General features: G+C 60.9%; 16 protein-coding genes. 11 read left to right on the top strand and 5 right to left on the bottom strand.

Going from position 1 to position 14,110, the window contains the following annotated elements; translation table 11 throughout:
* Positions 1-8 precede the first annotated feature (8 nt).
* The gene (locus ACR52_RS12035) at positions 9-560 is read right to left on the bottom strand and encodes an RNA polymerase sigma factor (protein ID WP_048724334.1); all 552 of its coding nucleotides are present in this window, start codon (positions 558-560) and stop codon (positions 9-11) included.
* A gap of 261 nt (positions 561-821) precedes the next feature.
* On the opposite strand from ACR52_RS12035, the gene sctW reads away from it, so the two are divergent.
* The 11 genes from sctW to sctU are packed head-to-tail and all read left to right on the top strand — an operon-like array spanning position 822 to position 10,989.
* Positions 822-1,895: a type III secretion system gatekeeper subunit SctW gene (sctW, locus tag ACR52_RS12030; protein ID WP_048724332.1), complete on the top strand. Its 1,074-nt coding sequence runs from the start codon at positions 822-824 to the stop codon at positions 1,893-1,895.
* Positions 1,892-3,985: a type III secretion system export apparatus subunit SctV gene (sctV, locus tag ACR52_RS12025; protein ID WP_048724330.1), complete on the top strand. Its 2,094-nt coding sequence runs from the start codon at positions 1,892-1,894 to the stop codon at positions 3,983-3,985. Before sctW ends, sctV begins: the two co-directional genes overlap by 4 nt.
* Before the next feature lie 49 nt (positions 3,986-4,034).
* Positions 4,035-4,940, top strand: coding sequence for an FHA domain-containing protein (locus ACR52_RS12020; protein WP_048724929.1), 906 nt, complete (start codon positions 4,035-4,037; stop codon positions 4,938-4,940).
* A complete protein-coding gene (locus ACR52_RS12015) occupies positions 4,937-6,298 on the top strand; it encodes a FliI/YscN family ATPase (protein ID WP_048724328.1) in 1,362 nt (453 codons plus the stop codon). The genes ACR52_RS12020 and ACR52_RS12015 overlap by 4 nt, the downstream gene beginning before the upstream one ends.
* Positions 6,285-6,698, top strand: a complete 414-nt coding sequence (locus ACR52_RS12010; RefSeq protein ID WP_048724326.1) for a YscO family type III secretion system apparatus protein — start codon at positions 6,285-6,287, stop codon at positions 6,696-6,698. The genes ACR52_RS12015 and ACR52_RS12010 overlap by 14 nt, the downstream gene beginning before the upstream one ends.
* On the top strand, positions 6,695-7,147 hold the full coding sequence (locus ACR52_RS12005) for a type III secretion system HrpP C-terminal domain-containing protein (protein WP_048724324.1): 453 nt from the start codon (positions 6,695-6,697) through the stop codon (positions 7,145-7,147). Before ACR52_RS12010 ends, ACR52_RS12005 begins: the two co-directional genes overlap by 4 nt.
* Positions 7,144-8,175: a type III secretion system cytoplasmic ring protein SctQ gene (gene sctQ / locus ACR52_RS12000; RefSeq protein ID WP_048724323.1), complete on the top strand. Its 1,032-nt coding sequence runs from the start codon at positions 7,144-7,146 to the stop codon at positions 8,173-8,175. Before ACR52_RS12005 ends, sctQ begins: the two co-directional genes overlap by 4 nt.
* Positions 8,172-8,825 (top strand): type III secretion system export apparatus subunit SctR, encoded by a 654-nt coding sequence (gene sctR, locus ACR52_RS11995; protein WP_048724322.1) that lies wholly within the window; start codon positions 8,172-8,174, stop codon positions 8,823-8,825. Before sctQ ends, sctR begins: the two co-directional genes overlap by 4 nt.
* Before the next feature lie 7 nt (positions 8,826-8,832).
* A complete protein-coding gene (gene sctS, locus ACR52_RS11990) occupies positions 8,833-9,096 on the top strand; it encodes a type III secretion system export apparatus subunit SctS (protein ID WP_048724320.1) in 264 nt (87 codons plus the stop codon).
* A 10-nt stretch (positions 9,097-9,106) separates the two neighbouring features.
* Positions 9,107-9,895, top strand: a complete 789-nt coding sequence (gene sctT, locus ACR52_RS11985) for a type III secretion system export apparatus subunit SctT (protein ID WP_048724318.1) — start codon at positions 9,107-9,109, stop codon at positions 9,893-9,895.
* Complete coding sequence (gene sctU, locus ACR52_RS11980) at positions 9,892-10,989, top strand: type III secretion system export apparatus subunit SctU (RefSeq protein ID WP_048724316.1); 1,098 nt, start codon at positions 9,892-9,894, stop codon at positions 10,987-10,989. The genes sctT and sctU overlap by 4 nt, the downstream gene beginning before the upstream one ends.
* A gap of 18 nt (positions 10,990-11,007) precedes the next feature.
* On the opposite strand, the gene ACR52_RS11975 is transcribed toward sctU, so the two are convergent.
* From ACR52_RS11975 to ACR52_RS11960, 4 genes are read right to left on the bottom strand one after another with little or no spacing between them, the layout of a single operon-like run.
* On the bottom strand, positions 11,008-11,376 hold the full coding sequence (locus tag ACR52_RS11975) for a hypothetical protein (RefSeq protein ID WP_048724314.1): 369 nt from the start codon (positions 11,374-11,376) through the stop codon (positions 11,008-11,010).
* Entirely contained in the window at positions 11,373-11,576 is a 204-nt protein-coding gene (gene hrpT / locus ACR52_RS11970) for an HrpT family type III secretion system protein (protein WP_048724312.1), read from the bottom strand. The genes ACR52_RS11975 and hrpT overlap by 4 nt, the downstream gene beginning before the upstream one ends.
* Positions 11,573-13,726 (bottom strand): type III secretion system outer membrane ring subunit SctC, encoded by a 2,154-nt coding sequence (gene sctC, locus ACR52_RS11965; protein ID WP_048724310.1) that lies wholly within the window; start codon positions 13,724-13,726, stop codon positions 11,573-11,575. Before sctC ends, hrpT begins: the two co-directional genes overlap by 4 nt.
* Positions 13,727-13,741: 15 nt before the next feature.
* Positions 13,742-14,086, bottom strand: coding sequence for a type III secretion protein (locus tag ACR52_RS11960; RefSeq protein WP_152687617.1), 345 nt, complete (start codon positions 14,084-14,086; stop codon positions 13,742-13,744).
* Positions 14,087-14,110 lie beyond the last annotated feature (24 nt).

Here is a 14,110-nt window from a genome sequence, read left to right as displayed (position 1 = left end):
AGCCTGGCTTACGGTTGCAACGGGTTGCGGGTGACGCGCTTGAGCTGTTCGCGTGCCCGCGACAAGCGTGAGCGCACGGTGCCGATTGGTATGTCCAACACGTCGGCAGTGTCCTGATAGCTGCCGTCGGTCTCCAGTGATGCGTACAAGGTTCTGCGCATCTCCACCGGGAGGTCCTTGATGGCGATCAGGGTTTTCTCCAGCCGGCGGTTGATCTCGAACTCCCAATCCAGATTTTTTTTGTCCTCTTGGCCATGCCACAGCGCTTCATCGAATTCGCAGTGCACCGGCTTGGCATATAGGCGTCGGAAGTGATTGCGGATGAGGTTCTGCGCAATGCCGCACATCCAGGTGCTGAGGGTGGCCTGGCCGCTGAAGCGGTCCCTGTTGCGCCAGGCTTCCAGGTAGGTCAGTTGCAAAATGTCGTCCGCATCTTCGGGGTTGAGCACACGCTTGTGGATAAAACGTCGGAGTTTTTTCTGATGGTCGTCCGTCAGGTGGAGCATGAATTGAGGCGAACCGCCGACAAAGTGGGCTAAAGCACCAATAGGGATATCCATGATTTTTTCCTCAGGGTAGACGCTATCGAAATGGTTTCGACGGGAACCCCTTTAGCACCGGTTGTGCCAAGCGAAAAAAATACATAACTGTTTGATTTATATAATTAAATATCTTGAAAAGAGTCCTTTTTGCGCAACGGTTTGCAAAAAGGAGCATGAGTACGTGCCGGTCTTTTCAAAACGCGCGGCAATGTTGAGAACCATGGAACCGTAACGGGATTGTTTGCCACACAAGCACACACTTCCTGTCCCGGCATGCCCATGAAAGTCGAATCCTTCCCTGATGTGCAAAAGCTCCAAAGCCTGGATCAGCCCGCCCCTGCTAAGGCCACCGGCGCCCAAACGCCTGCTGTGTCAGCAGATGTCGACGCCCTCGCCAACCTTTTCAGTCAGGAAGTGGTGTCCAACAGCAAGGCCCTGAGCCAGCGTTCAATGGGCGTTCGAGTCACCCCGGCGGAGCAGCTGTCGCAGCTTTATGACCAGTTGGGGCATCCGGCCCAGGCTACCCTGGCCTCGATTTCTCGACGTGTCAGGCTGCAATTGCTGCAGCAACCCAGTGTCGACAGGCTGCTGGAACTCACCGGTAACGATCCGGCGCGCGCCTACGTGGTACTTCGGCAGGTAACGGCCCAGGCGGAAGCCGAGGTGCGCAAGACCGAAGCGGCACTGGCGCGCGATGCCCTGGCCAAACTCGAAGTACGCTACCAGCGCGAAATCCAGGCCGGCCTCAACATCGCCATGGCGTTGCAAGCGGCCAGCGATGATCCTCAGGAGCGCCAGGCAGTCCGCGCGTTGTATTACGCCAGTGTGGTGGTGCGCCAATCCCTGGCGTCCATGATGCAGTCACTGCTGGGTGTCTACGGCGGCGAGCAGTTTGCGGCAGGGCTCAACGTGATGCGCCGCGCGCTGGCGGACGATATCGCGGCCCATACTTCGTCGGTTCCGACGGGGCAGTTGCGCACGCTGCTGCTGGGGCTGCAAAGCTGCGGTCAATTGAGCGGGGTATTGTGCAACTGCCAAACGTTGATCCTGCGCCTGAAGGTCGAACATGACGCCGTGGTGCTGCTGCAGCGCCTGCTGGGGTATGCCGCAAATGGCATTGCCGCCTCTGAAGTCCAGCGCCTGGCCGAGGCTTTGGTGGGGGAGGCGTCGACCGGTAAGTTGGCCTCGCTGAACGCGCTCTACCCGATGCTCAAGGGGTTGCCATTGGCCCTGTGGCGCGACAATCGTGGGCGCCAGGAAGGCCTGCATAATTTTTTGCTGGTGATGGATGAGCTCACCCGTCTGGAACAACTTCATCCACGTCTTGGCGATGACGCGCAGGCCCGCGCGTGACGGCGCTGGCAGCCCTCAACCGCGTTCTGCTCAAGGTTGCGCAACGTGCTGAAGTGCTGGGCGCGGTGGTGGTCCTGGCCATCGTATTCATGTTTATCGTGCCGTTGCCCACCTGGCTGGTGGACATCCTGATCGCGCTCAACATCTGTATTGCCTGCCTGCTGATTGTGCTCGCGCTGTACCTGCCCGGGCCGTTGGCGTTTTCGTCGTTCCCCTCGATTCTGCTGCTGACCACGATGTTTCGCCTGGCCCTGTCGATCGCCACCACGCGCCTGATCCTGCTGGAGCAGGACGCCGGTGATATCGTCGAGGCGTTCGGCAATTTCGTGGTGGGCGGCAACCTGGCGGTGGGCCTGGTGATCTTCATGATCCTCACCATCGTCAACTTCCTGGTGATCACCAAGGGGTCGGAGCGTGTCGCTGAAGTGGCGGCGCGCTTCAGCCTGGACGCGATGCCCGGCAAGCAGATGTCCATCGACAGCGACCTGCGCGCGGGCCTGATCGACGGCGCGCAGGCCCGGGACAAGCGTGAGCAGTTGTCGCGTGAAAGCCAATTGTTCGGCGCCATGGACGGGGCGATGAAGTTCGTTAAAGGCGACGCGATTGCCGGCCTGGTGATTGTGATGATCAACCTGCTGGGTGGCTTTTCCACTGGCATGTTCCAGCATGGCATGAGCGCCGCCGATTCCATGGCGCTGTATTCGGTGCTGACCATCGGTGACGGGCTGATCGCGCAGATCCCTGCGCTGCTGATCTCCCTGACCGCCGGCATGATCATCACCCGTGTCGCCCCGGATGGCCGCCGGGGCGCGACGAACATGGGCGCCGAAATTGCCCGGCAGATGACCAGCGAGCCCAAGAGCTGGATGATCGCTTCGGTGGGCATGCTGGCGTTTGCCGCATTGCCGGGGATGCCGACGGTGACGTTTATCGTCATCTCTTTGATGGCTGGGGCGCTCGGCTACTACCTGGCGCACGAGCGTCAAAAACAGGAGCAGTCAGAGCACACGACTGCCGACACCGTGGCGCCGCAAGATAACGGTGATGAGGACCTGCGTGCCTTTGATCCCTCGCGACCGTACCTGTTGCAGTTTCCTGCCGCGCTGCACGGCAGCCCCCAGGCTATCGAACTGATGCAGCGTATTCGCCAGACCCGCAATAGGCTGGTGACCAACCTGGGCTTGACCCTTCCGGTGTTTGAAATCGAATTTTTGCATTCGCTTGATGACGATGAGCTGCGTTTTTGCGTGCATGAAATTCCGGTGCTCAGGGCGACCTTCGGGGTGTGGGTGGCGGTGGAGCATGCCGCTCTGGTAGTCGAGCCGGCGGAAGGGGTGAGGGGCCAGGTATCGCGGGAAGAAGACGAGTGGGTATGGCTGGCGCCGGACCATCCACTGCTCGCCGATGAACAGGTGGAGCGGTTCACGACTCAGGCGTTGATCCTGGAGCGCATTGAGCGCGCGATGATGCTCAGCGGGCCACAGTTTCTGGGCGTCCAGGAGAGCAAGTCGATCCTCGGCTGGCTTGAGTCGAACCAGCCCGAATTGGTGCAGGAGCTGCAACGCATCATGCCGCTGTCGCGCTTTTCGGCCGTGCTGCAGCGACTGGCGAGTGAGGGCGTGCCGCTGCGGGCTGTGCGCTTGATCGTCGAGTCATTGATCGAGTACGGCCAGCATGAGCGCGAGCCGGATGCCCTGGCCGACTATGCGCGCATCGCGCTCAAGGCGCAGATCCTCCATCAGTACAGCGAAGCCGACGGCCTGCATGCCTGGCTGCTGTCGCCGCAGACCGAAAACATTCTGCGTGAGGCGCTGCGCCAGACCCAGACCGGCGTATTTTTTGCCCTCGACAACGACAGCAGTGCGGTATTGATCAGCCTGCTCAAGCAAGCCTTCTTCCTGCGCGCCAAACGCAAAAGTGTGCTGCTGGTGGCGCAGGATCTGCGCAGCCCCTTGCGAACCTTGCTGTTGGAAGAGTTCAACCATGTGCCGGTGCTGTCCTTCGCCGAGCTGGGGAGTGCTTCCAAGGTCAAGGTTCTGGGGCGTTTTGATCTTGCTGGCGACGGACAACTGCACGAGGCGGTGGCATGAGTGCGCTGTGGGATTACTGGCCATTTCCAGCGGCATTGAGGGCCTGAGCATGTTTGAGTTGCGCGTATTGAACGGCTTGCACCAGGGCGCTGCGTTACCGCTGTTTGGCGAGCAGTGGTGTATCGGCGCGAGTACGGAGGCCGATTTGGCGCTCTACGACCCAGGCATCGCCACGCGCCATGCATGGTTACGCCTGGTGGAGCAGCGCTGGTGTGTGCAGGCGGAGGAGGGGTTGGTGCAAGACGAAGGCGGGCAGGTGCTGGCGCAAATTGTCGACCTGGCCCCGGACCTGCCGTTTTCCATCGGCGCCATTCGGCTGTGTGTGTCCCTCGCCGATCAACCGTGGCCTGCGGAGCCTGTGCTGGAACCTGAGCCCGTGCCGCTGGAGGCGCCCGGTGAAACGCAGCCGAACCTGGCCCTTGTCACCATGCCCAAGTCCACGCAAAAACGCGTGATGGGTGTGCTTTTGGTCGTCGCGGTGCTGGTGACGGCAGTGGGGATGATGAAGACCGGCGATCACGATGCCCAGGCTTCGCTGATGCCGGCGCCCACAAAAAAAATCGATCTGGCAACCGCCCCTGAAGTTCGCAAGCAGTTGCACAAGATGCTCAACGAGCGAGAGTTGGCGCAACGGGTCAGCGTGCAGGTGATCAACGGCCAGATCTCACTCAGCGGTGATGTGTCGCCCGAAGAGATGGCGCTGCTGTCACGCATGCTCGGCCGTTTTGCCGAGCAATTCGACACCCCTGTGCCGGTCATTAGCCGGGTGAGTGAAGGCAGCAGTCAACCACCGTTCAAGATTACCCAGATCGTCGGTGGCCCCAACGGTCACGTGGTACTGGAGGACGGGCGACGGCTGTTCCTCGGGGATGAAGTGGATGGTTTGCGCCTGGTCGCCATTGATAACGCCAAGGTGATTTTTGACGGTCAGCGACGCTATGAGGTGCGCTGGTGACTGTGGACCTGAAGGCCCGTCTCGATGCCTGGCAGGTGCGCCAGGTCAACCATCTGGCCAGCTTTGCGCCGGTGGCGGTGCGCGGTCGTATCCAGCGCGTCAACGGCATGCTGCTGCAATGCCGATTGCCCCAGGCGCGTATCGGAGACCTGTGCAAAGTTGATAAGGCTGGCGGGGAAAGCATGCTCGCCGAGATCATCGGCTTTGATCATCAGGATGCCGTACTCAGTGCCCTGGGCAACCTCGAAGGCGTGCAGGTGGGTGCCAGCGTCGAGCGCTTGGGCGTACCGCATCGTGTGCGGGTAGGGAATGAATTGCTTGGGCAGGTGCTCGATGGCTTCGGTCGGCCAATTACGGGCGAAGGGCCCGGCGCGTTTGTCGATGATGCGGACACCGAGGATGCGACCCCGGTGCTGTGCGAGGCGCCACTGCCGACCGATCGCCCGCGCATCCATCAGGCGCTGGCGACGGGCGTGCGCTCGATCGATGGCTTGCTGACGCTGGGGGAAGGCCAGCGCGTCGGTCTCTTCGCCGGCGCCGGCTGCGGCAAGACCACCTTGCTGGCCGAGATCGCCCGGAATGTCGAGTGCGATGTGATCGTATTCGGCCTGATCGGTGAGCGGGGCAGAGAGCTGCGCGAGTTTCTCGACCATGAACTGGACGACGAACTGCGGGCCAAGGCGGTACTGGTGTGCGCAACGTCCGATCGCTCAAGTATGGAGCGGGCGCGTGCCGCCTTTACCGCCACGGCGCTGGCCGAAGGGTTTCGCCGCAAAGGCCAGCGGGTATTGCTGCTGATCGACTCCCTGACCCGTTTTGCGCGGGCCCAGCGTGAAATCGGCCTGGCCGCCGGTGAGCCCCTGGGGCGTGGAGGTTTGCCGCCGTCGGTCTACAGTTTGTTGCCACGGCTGGTGGAGCGCGCGGGCCTGACCCGTGATGGCGTGATCACAGCGATCTATACCGTGCTGATCGAACAGGACTCCATGAGCGATCCGGTGGCCGATGAAGTGCGCTCGTTGCTCGACGGGCACATCGTGCTGTCGCGCAAGCTCGCCGAGCGCGGGCATTACCCCGCGGTCGATGTGCTGGCGAGCCTCTCGCGGATCCTGAGCAATGTCGCCGAGCCCTCCCACATACAGTCCGGCACCGCGCTGCGGCGCCTGCTGTCGGCGTACCAACAGATCGAACTGATGCTCAAGTTGGGTGAATACCAGGCCGGCAACGACGCCCTCACCGACATGGCGGTGGACACCCGGCAGGCCGTCGACGGCTTCCTGCGCCAGGACTTGCGCGAGCCCTCGCCGTTGGCGTCCACCCTCCAACAACTGACGGAGCTGACGACCTATGTCCCTTTCTGAACTGGAGACCTTGCGAAGCCTGCGCAGGCATCGCGCCGACCGTGCAGAGCGTGCGCTGCGTGAAGCAAAACGGCATGAGCGAACCCTGCAGGCGCACATCGAACAGGCCCAGGAAGCACTCGAGCAAACACGTCAGCAGGAGGCGCGGCAAAGCGCGCAACTACTGAATGATCACCAGGGGCACGTGGTGTCGGTGCACATGCTCAAATCCTGGACTGCCAAAGAACACACCCTGTCTGCCGACACCCGCCGCGAGGAGGGCCGTTTGCAGGCGTTGCATGGGCAGAAGGATGCACACGTGGTTGAAATAGAAAACGCACAAAAGCAGGCCAGCCAGTGCTTGCGCCAGGTGGAAAAACTCCAGGAGCTTTCGACCCTGCTGGCACAGGAGGTGACATGACTCAGGTACCGGCAAGCAAGCCCGAGCGCCAGCGCCCGTCGCGTGACGAGCGTGAGTCGACGCCTGGCACTGTGTTGCCCTGGGAGCAGGGCCGGCTCTTTTCGCAACTGTTTGCCAGCGAGGGTGACGGGGAGGGTTTCAGTCGTTCGTTAACCCGCGCGGTGACGTACTCCGACACGGCGATGGTCGAGGCCTTTACCGAGCAACTCGTGCCACGCCTCAACGCGGCTATGCAGTGGCCGCTGCAAGCGGCGTTTTTCCTGCCGCGCCTGGGCAGGGTTGACGTCAGCGCGCGGCGCGAGCAGGACGGTTTGCACCTCGAACTGGATGCCGAGGAAGAACGCACACGAGAGTGGCTGGGTGGCGTGCGTCAGCGTTGCCAGGAGCGATTGGCGGATGCGTTGGGACTGCCTGTGCACCTGTCGCTGGGCGAGTCGGGCTGCCTATGATGATTTCGCCTTTGACGTTGCCTGCGGTCGATAGCGCCACCGTTGCTGCTTTGCGACGGCTGGGCCGTGGGGTGCGGATGGCTTTTCAGGTGGGCGACCAGCACGGCGAATTGGTGTTGGAACCGGGTAATGCACCGGCAGGCGAGGTTTCCTATTGCTTCGAAACAGCCTGTGGCGTGTTGGCGTTCGGTGAGCCGGGGCCTGTTCTGAGTTTACTCGGCGACTGCCCGGTGACGTTGGCCGCACACGGCAATGATCCTGAGGCCTGGTTCTGGGCGTTGTTCCAGCATCAACTCAGTCCGCAAGTGCTGTCTTTGCTGGGGTTTGTGCGTCTGCGCAACGCTGTGTTGCAGCAGGCCTTCACCTGTCGGGTCACCGTGAGGTTGGGTGAATCCCGGGTTGTGGACCGCCTGATGCTGGCCCCAGACACACTTTTGGCGCTGTGCGCCGCTGGCCCTTGGGTTGCGCTGGTACAACCGTTGCCGCCTTCGTTGCCGCTGTCGGTGTCAGTGCTGCTTGGGCTTTCGCAGCTGCCGATCAGTCAAGTCAGCAGCGTACGACCCGGTGATGTGCTGATGTTGAAACAGCCGATGTTCGACGCCAACGGCGAGGGGCAATTACGACTGGGCCGCCATCGCCTGCAAGGGCGTCTGGCCCATGAACACGGCGCTTTGCGCTTCACTCTTCTTTCGATCGAGGACACATGTGTGGATGAGGTTTCAGCAGACCAGAACCAGGGCTATGAGTGGGCTGATCCATCGCCAGCGGATGACCTGGCGCCTGTGGACACATTCGGGCAAGAGCCGTTTGACGAGCTGGCGATGGGGTTGAGTGTGCGCTGTGGCACGCTTCAATTGTCATTGGGAGAACTGCGTCAACTTGCCCCTGGTTCGGTGCTCGGGGTATCGGGATACGCGCCCGGTATGGCCGGGCTTTACTACGGCGACCGCCCAATCGGCCATGGGCAATTGGTGGATGTGGATGGGCGCCTGGGGCTGCAGCTGTCCCGCGTGATTTTCTCCCGATGACTTTCCAGGGGATAGACCCCTTCCTGCTGGCGCTGTTCCTCGGCGCGCTGTCGTTGCTGCCGATGTTGTTGATCGTGTGCACCGCATTCCTGAAGATCGTCATTGTGCTGATGATCACGCGCAACGCGATTGGCGTGCAGCAAGTGCCGCCGAGCATGGCAATCAACGGTATCGCCTTGGCGGCCACGATGTTCATCATGGCGCCGGTGGGTTATGAAATCGCCCAGGCGGTCAAGGTAAACCCGATGGACCTGAGCAGTGTGCAGGCGTTCCAGGACACCAGCGTGCACGCGGTCCAGCCGTTGCGTGCCTTCATGTCGCGCAACACCGACCCGGACATCCTGACGCATCTGGTGGAAAACACCGGGCGTATGTGGCCACCGGAAATGGCGCAGGCCGCTCATCGTGATGACCTGATCCTGCTGATCCCCGCCTACGTGTTGTCGCAGTTGCAAGCGGGGTTCGAGATCGGGTTCCTGATCTATATCCCGTTTATCGTCATCGACTTGATCGTCTCCAACCTGCTGCTGGCGCTGGGCATGCAGATGGTCTCGCCCATGACCATTTCGCTGCCTCTCAAGCTGCTGTTGTTCGTCCTTGTCTCCGGTTGGTCGCGATTGCTCGACAGCCTGTTCCTCTCCTACCTCTGAGGCGCTTATGGACCCGATCATGCTGTTCAAGCAAGGCATGTTGCTGGTGGTCGTGCTGTCGGCGCCGCCACTGATAGTGGCGGTGATCGTCGGGGTGCTGACGTCCCTGATACAGGCCCTGATGCAGATCCAGGACCAAACCCTTCCGTTCGGCGTCAAGCTGGTCGCCGTGGGTATCACCCTGGTGCTGACGGGGCGCTGGATAGGCCTGGAGTTGATTCAATTGATCAATCTGACCTTTGACATGGTCGCCCGCTCGGCATTGAACTGAGGTAGTACGCTTGCAGGTTTATCTTGAATATCTGCCAAGCCTGGTGATCGGCATGGCGCGTATCTACCCCTGCGCCATCCTGGTGCCGGCGTTCTGTTTTCAGCATATTCGCGGCATGCTCCGGCACGTCATTGTCCTGGTTATGGCACTGATACCCGCACCGGGTATTCATGCGGCCTTGCAAGGCGAGGACTACTCGTCATTGATGATCGGCGGGCTGATGCTGAAGGAGGTTGTCCTGGGCATTCTGCTCGGCGTGTTGCTGGCGATGCCGTTTTGGTTGTTCGAGTCGGTGGGGGCATTACTGGACAACCAGCGTGGGGCCTTGACCGGCGGCCAGATCAACCCTTCTCTCGGGCCGGACGCAACGCCCATCGGCCACATGTTCAAACAACTGGCGATCTTCCTGCTGATGGTCACCCTGGGCCTGGGCGTTCTGACCCAGGTGATCTGGGACAGCTATTTGATCTGGCCCGCCACGACCTGGTTGCCCCTCCCGGCGGTCGGTGGTTTTGACGTGTTCCTGGGGGTGCTGGGCGATACCCTCGCGCATATGATGTTGTACGCGGCGCCCTTTATCGCGGTGTTGTTGCTGCTGGAGTTTGGTGTGGCGCTGCTGAGTTTGTACAGCCCGCAATTGCAGGTTTCGTCGCTGGCGATGCCCGTGAAATGCCTGGCCGGGCTGGCGTTCCTGCTGCTGTATTTGCCGCTGCTGCAAGATTTGATCGTGGGGCGTATGAGCCTGTTGAGCGATCTCAAGCATTCCCTTGGCTTGATGTTCCAGGGGGCTCAACCGTGAGTGACTCAGGCGAGAAAAAACACGCGGCCAGCCCCAAGAAGCTTCGCGACCAGCGCAAGAAAGGCCAGGTCGCCCAAAGCCAGGACATCAGCAAGTTGCTGGTGCTGACGGCTCTGAGCGAAATTGCGCTGTTCACCGCCGAAGCCAGCATGCAACGTTTTCAGCAATTGCTGGTGTTGCCCATCGCGCGCATGGGGCAGCCTTTTGTACGCGCGCTGGAGGAAGTCTTGCTGGAAGGCTTGCTGGTTTTTTTCTCCTTCGCCTTGCTGATGGTCGGGGTGGCAATCGCCATAAAACTGATCAGCAGTTGGATGCAGTTCGGGCTTCTGTTCGCGCCGGAAACCTTGAAGCCGGATTTCAACCGCCTTAACCCGCTCAATCAGGCCAAGCAGTTGCTTTCTGGCCAGTCCTTGATGAACCTGCTGATGGGGCTGGCCAAGGCTGCGCTGTTGTCACTGATTTTGTATGTCGTCATCGGCCCGTCATTGGGGGCGCTGATCAACCTGGCCAGCAGCGATCTGCAGAGTTATATCCTCGGGCTGATCGCCCTGTTTCGCTATCTGTTGCACATGTGCCTGGGCTTGCTGTTGGTGCTGGCGATTGTCGACTTTACGATGCAAAAGTATTTCTTTGCCAAACGTATGCGTATGACCCAGGTGGAGGTGGTCAAGGAGTACAAGGACATGGAGGGCGACCCTCACGTCAAGGGCCAGCGCCGTCAACTGGCCTACGAGTTGGCGAATGAAGAACCGAAGGTCAAGCTGCCCAAGCTGGAGGAGTCCGACATGCTGGTGGTCAACCCGACGCACTTCGCGGTCGCGTTGTACTACCGCCCAGGTAAAACGCCGCTGCCGCTGCTGGTGGAAAAGGGTACGGATGCCCTGGCGCGTAAATTGATCGACCGCGCCAAGGCGGCGGACATCCCGGTGATCCAATGCGTGTGGTTGGCGCGTACGCTTTACAAGCAGAAGCTGGGGACGAATATTGCGCGCGAGACATTGCAGGCAGTGGCGTTCATCTACCGCACCCTGCGCGAGCTGGATGATGAGGCCAAGCGCGAGACCCTTGAACTGCCCGAGCTTGAGCAGCGTTGAGACAGCGCGGGTACGGCGTCAATTGCAGTGCCGATCCAGGTCGCCCAGTTCTGCGAGTGAGAGCAGGCGGCTGAGGATTGTCGCCAAGGGCACGTCGGCGGGTAGCGCTTTATGCCAGATCACCAGGGCACCCTTGTCGTTCAAGAACACAAAGCAACCCTCAAATGCCACGGCCTGTTCAAACCGGCGCTCCATCACGCGCTGCAATTGGCCAGCCTGCAAGGCTTGGGGAGCAATCTGCAAGGCAAGGCCGAGCTGCGCGCCGGCTTTCAACGTGCGCAGATCGATACCGTTGGACAACGGTTGGTGAGCAGCAGCGCCGCTCACCAGGTCATCCAGGAGCGCCCGCAGACGCTCGGCGTCTACGGGGAGTCCCAAAGGGGTCATCGTTCCAGCGAAACCGTCTGGTGATCCGAACGCTCCCCGGCGGGGCCGGGCTGCACGCGCATGTGCTCCGGCCACCAGATCACCATCTTGTCGGTGCTCGATTGCGGGCGTGAGCAGGAGTCGCCCCGGCAGGTGGGGGTGCAGCCGGCGACAAACACCACCAGGCTGATCAGTGTGAGGCTTGAGAGTAGGCGGGTCATTCTGGTTTCTTTCCGGTAGGTACGATCAACGAGGGACGTGAAACGCCGATGTGTTCATCTTTCACCACCGGGCGCATTGCGATAAACACTTCCGCTTCTTCACCCGGTTTGAGCCAGGCGCGCGGCCAGGCAGTGACCGCCAGGGTCTGCGAGTTGCTGCACTCTTTCTCATCGATGCGTACATGGCGGTCATGCTGGTTGCGTACCACCACGACAGCGACGTTGAACTGCGGGCCGGCGTACCACTGGCTGCGTTCGGTATTGAGCGCGAGCAGGTCGCGGGTCGTGCATAAGGTGTCCAGGCCCATGGGCATCGGCATCGCCTTGAAGGCTTTGGGTACCTGGCCGGTGACCAGCGTGGCCATGGCGTGGATCAGGTCGTTGCGCTTGATCTCGGGCGCATGCGGCGACATGCGTCTTGCCAACGGCTTGAGGGCCGTTTGCAGCTCCAGTTGGTCAGCCTGTGGCAAGTAGCGCGAAGGGTCGGCCTGATCACCTATGACCCGAGGCGTGATGATGAACAGGCGTTCGCGGCGGTTATTCTTGCGTTCGGTCGACGAAAACAGGGCCTTGCCCAGTAACGGAATATCCCCCAGGAGTGGGATCTTGCTGAGCTTGTCAGTGTTGTCGGTGACGTGGAATCCACCCACCACCAGCGAGCGTTTTTCGGCCATGACCGCTTGGGTGCTGACTGCCCCCCTGCGCACGTCGGGGCCGAGGCGGTTGGGGTTGGATTCGTCGAAATTACCGTCCTCGATATCTACCGCCAAGTGGATCTGATGGTTGCCGCGCGTAGTGATCACCCTGGGCACCACCTGGAAGCTGGTGCCGACGGTGATCGGCAGGATGGTCGCAATCTCGTTGCCGGCCGTGAGGTACTGCGTGCGGTTGAAGTCGATCACCGCGGGTTGGTTTTCCAGGGTCAGAACAGACGGGTTCGACACCAGGGTCGCCAGGCCACGCTGTTCCAGCGCGCGTACGGCGGCAAAGAATCCATCCCTGTTGTTGATCGACAATTGTGACGAGGTGCCCGGTGCAATGTTGTTCACGCCGGCCTGGAAGTTGCCGTTGCGAAAGCCCCAGTTCACCCCAAGTTCACGCATTTGTGTGCGCTCGATGTCGAGAATGATCGCGTCGATTTCAACCAGCTTGCGCGCGACATCCAGCTGGGTGATCAGGTCGCGGTACATCGCGTGGCGCTCGGGCAAGTCGTAGATCATCACGGCGTTATTGCGCACATCGGCTTCGACGCGAATACGCCCGGGCGATACCCGCGCGCGCGGTGTCAGTGACATGCCCGCGTCACCCGTTGCCTGGCTTGTCGGTGGCGCGAGCATCTGCCCCAGCAGTGGGTTACCGAGCCTGGGGAACCCTTGGGCCAGGGGCGATATCACGGGCGTGCCCGATGGCGCTGACGGGCCCTGGGTCGCCTGTGCGGTCGCCGAAGGGGAGCGGGGTTCGAGTAGGCCGCGCAACATACTGGCGACACCGGGGATCACCATCTTCTCGCCACGGTAATCGATCTGGCGGTCTATGGCATTCGCGAATTTAAGGGGGTAGGTCAGCACGCTCTGCTTTTCTTCCGGCGAGCGGCGTTGGCTGCTGAACTGCTTGATCTGTTCGATATAGCGCTTGGGACCAGACACCAGCACCACGCCGTCTTCCGGCAATTCACCCCAGCCAAAACGGCTGTCGAGCAGGCCGATATCGGTCAGTGCCTGCTTCAGGTCGGCCACGGTTTCGCTCGACACTTCCAGGCGAGCAGACTCCTGTTGATCCAGGGTGCTGATATAGAGCGTGTTGTTGTACAGGTACCACTGGAACCGGTGCTCGGTTCCCAATCGGTCGAGTAACGACTGTGGTGTGTTTGCGCGAATCTTACCGTTGACGTTGCCCTCCAGCAGGCCTTCGATCTGCAATTGTGTGCCAAAGGTTTGGGCGAAATCGTCCAGTACATCCCTCAGCGGTTTGTGCTCGGCCTCGTAGGCGTAGGCGGTATTTTTCCATTCGGCTGGGATGGCAGCGAGGCTGCTGTGCAGCGGTGCCAGCAGCAAGGGCAGGGCGAGCAGGCAACGCCAGTGAGTGCGTTTTGCGACAACCACGGGCGAGCGTGAACGCAAGCCGGTAGGCTTGTGGATCTTGTTATGCATGGGAGGCTCTCTGTATCAGTACGGTAGCTTACGTAACGAAATGGGCTGGAACTTGCGCCCGGGCCTTGCCAGGCGCGCGATGACGCTGCGCCAGGTGTCGCGTTGATTTAGAAGCGCTTCAAGGGATTTCAGCAGATGATCCTGGCTGCAATCCCGTGGCAGGCTCAACAGCAACCAGAGGTGGCCAGTGGCGGGGGCAAGCGCAAGTGCGCCTTGGAAATGCGCCAGGCTGAACTGGCCGAGACGATACCAAGACGGCAGCGGGTATTTTTCGAGCGACGGATTGGTCAGTTGAACACGCAGCAATACGTGCTCTTCATGGCAAGTCATGCTGACTTCGTCATCGTTTTCAAGCAGCACGACATGCTGTTCGTGACCATTCAA

This window comes from Pseudomonas fildesensis, assembly GCF_001050345.1.
Lineage (GTDB): Bacteria > Pseudomonadota > Gammaproteobacteria > Pseudomonadales > Pseudomonadaceae > Aquipseudomonas > Aquipseudomonas fildesensis.
This window is presented reverse-complemented; position numbering and strand designations above follow the sequence as displayed.

Coding starts and splice junctions, on each gene's coding strand:
- ACR52_RS12035 (WP_048724334.1), bottom strand. CDS start 560: ATGGATATCCCTATTGGTGCTTTAGCCCACTTTGTCGGCGGTTCGCCT.
- sctW (WP_048724332.1), top strand. CDS start 822: ATGAAAGTCGAATCCTTCCCTGATGTGCAAAAGCTCCAAAGCCTGGAT.
- ACR52_RS12020 (WP_048724929.1), top strand. CDS start 4,035: ATGTTTGAGTTGCGCGTATTGAACGGCTTGCACCAGGGCGCTGCGTTA.
- ACR52_RS12010 (WP_048724326.1), top strand. CDS start 6,285: ATGTCCCTTTCTGAACTGGAGACCTTGCGAAGCCTGCGCAGGCATCGC.
- ACR52_RS12005 (WP_048724324.1), top strand. CDS start 6,695: ATGACTCAGGTACCGGCAAGCAAGCCCGAGCGCCAGCGCCCGTCGCGT.
- sctQ (WP_048724323.1), top strand. CDS start 7,144: ATGATGATTTCGCCTTTGACGTTGCCTGCGGTCGATAGCGCCACCGTT.
- sctR (WP_048724322.1), top strand. CDS start 8,172: ATGACTTTCCAGGGGATAGACCCCTTCCTGCTGGCGCTGTTCCTCGGC.
- sctS (WP_048724320.1), top strand. CDS start 8,833: ATGGACCCGATCATGCTGTTCAAGCAAGGCATGTTGCTGGTGGTCGTG.
- ACR52_RS11975 (WP_048724314.1), bottom strand. CDS start 11,376: ATGACCCCTTTGGGACTCCCCGTAGACGCCGAGCGTCTGCGGGCGCTC.
- hrpT (WP_048724312.1), bottom strand. CDS start 11,576: ATGACCCGCCTACTCTCAAGCCTCACACTGATCAGCCTGGTGGTGTTT.
- sctC (WP_048724310.1), bottom strand. CDS start 13,726: ATGCATAACAAGATCCACAAGCCTACCGGCTTGCGTTCACGCTCGCCC.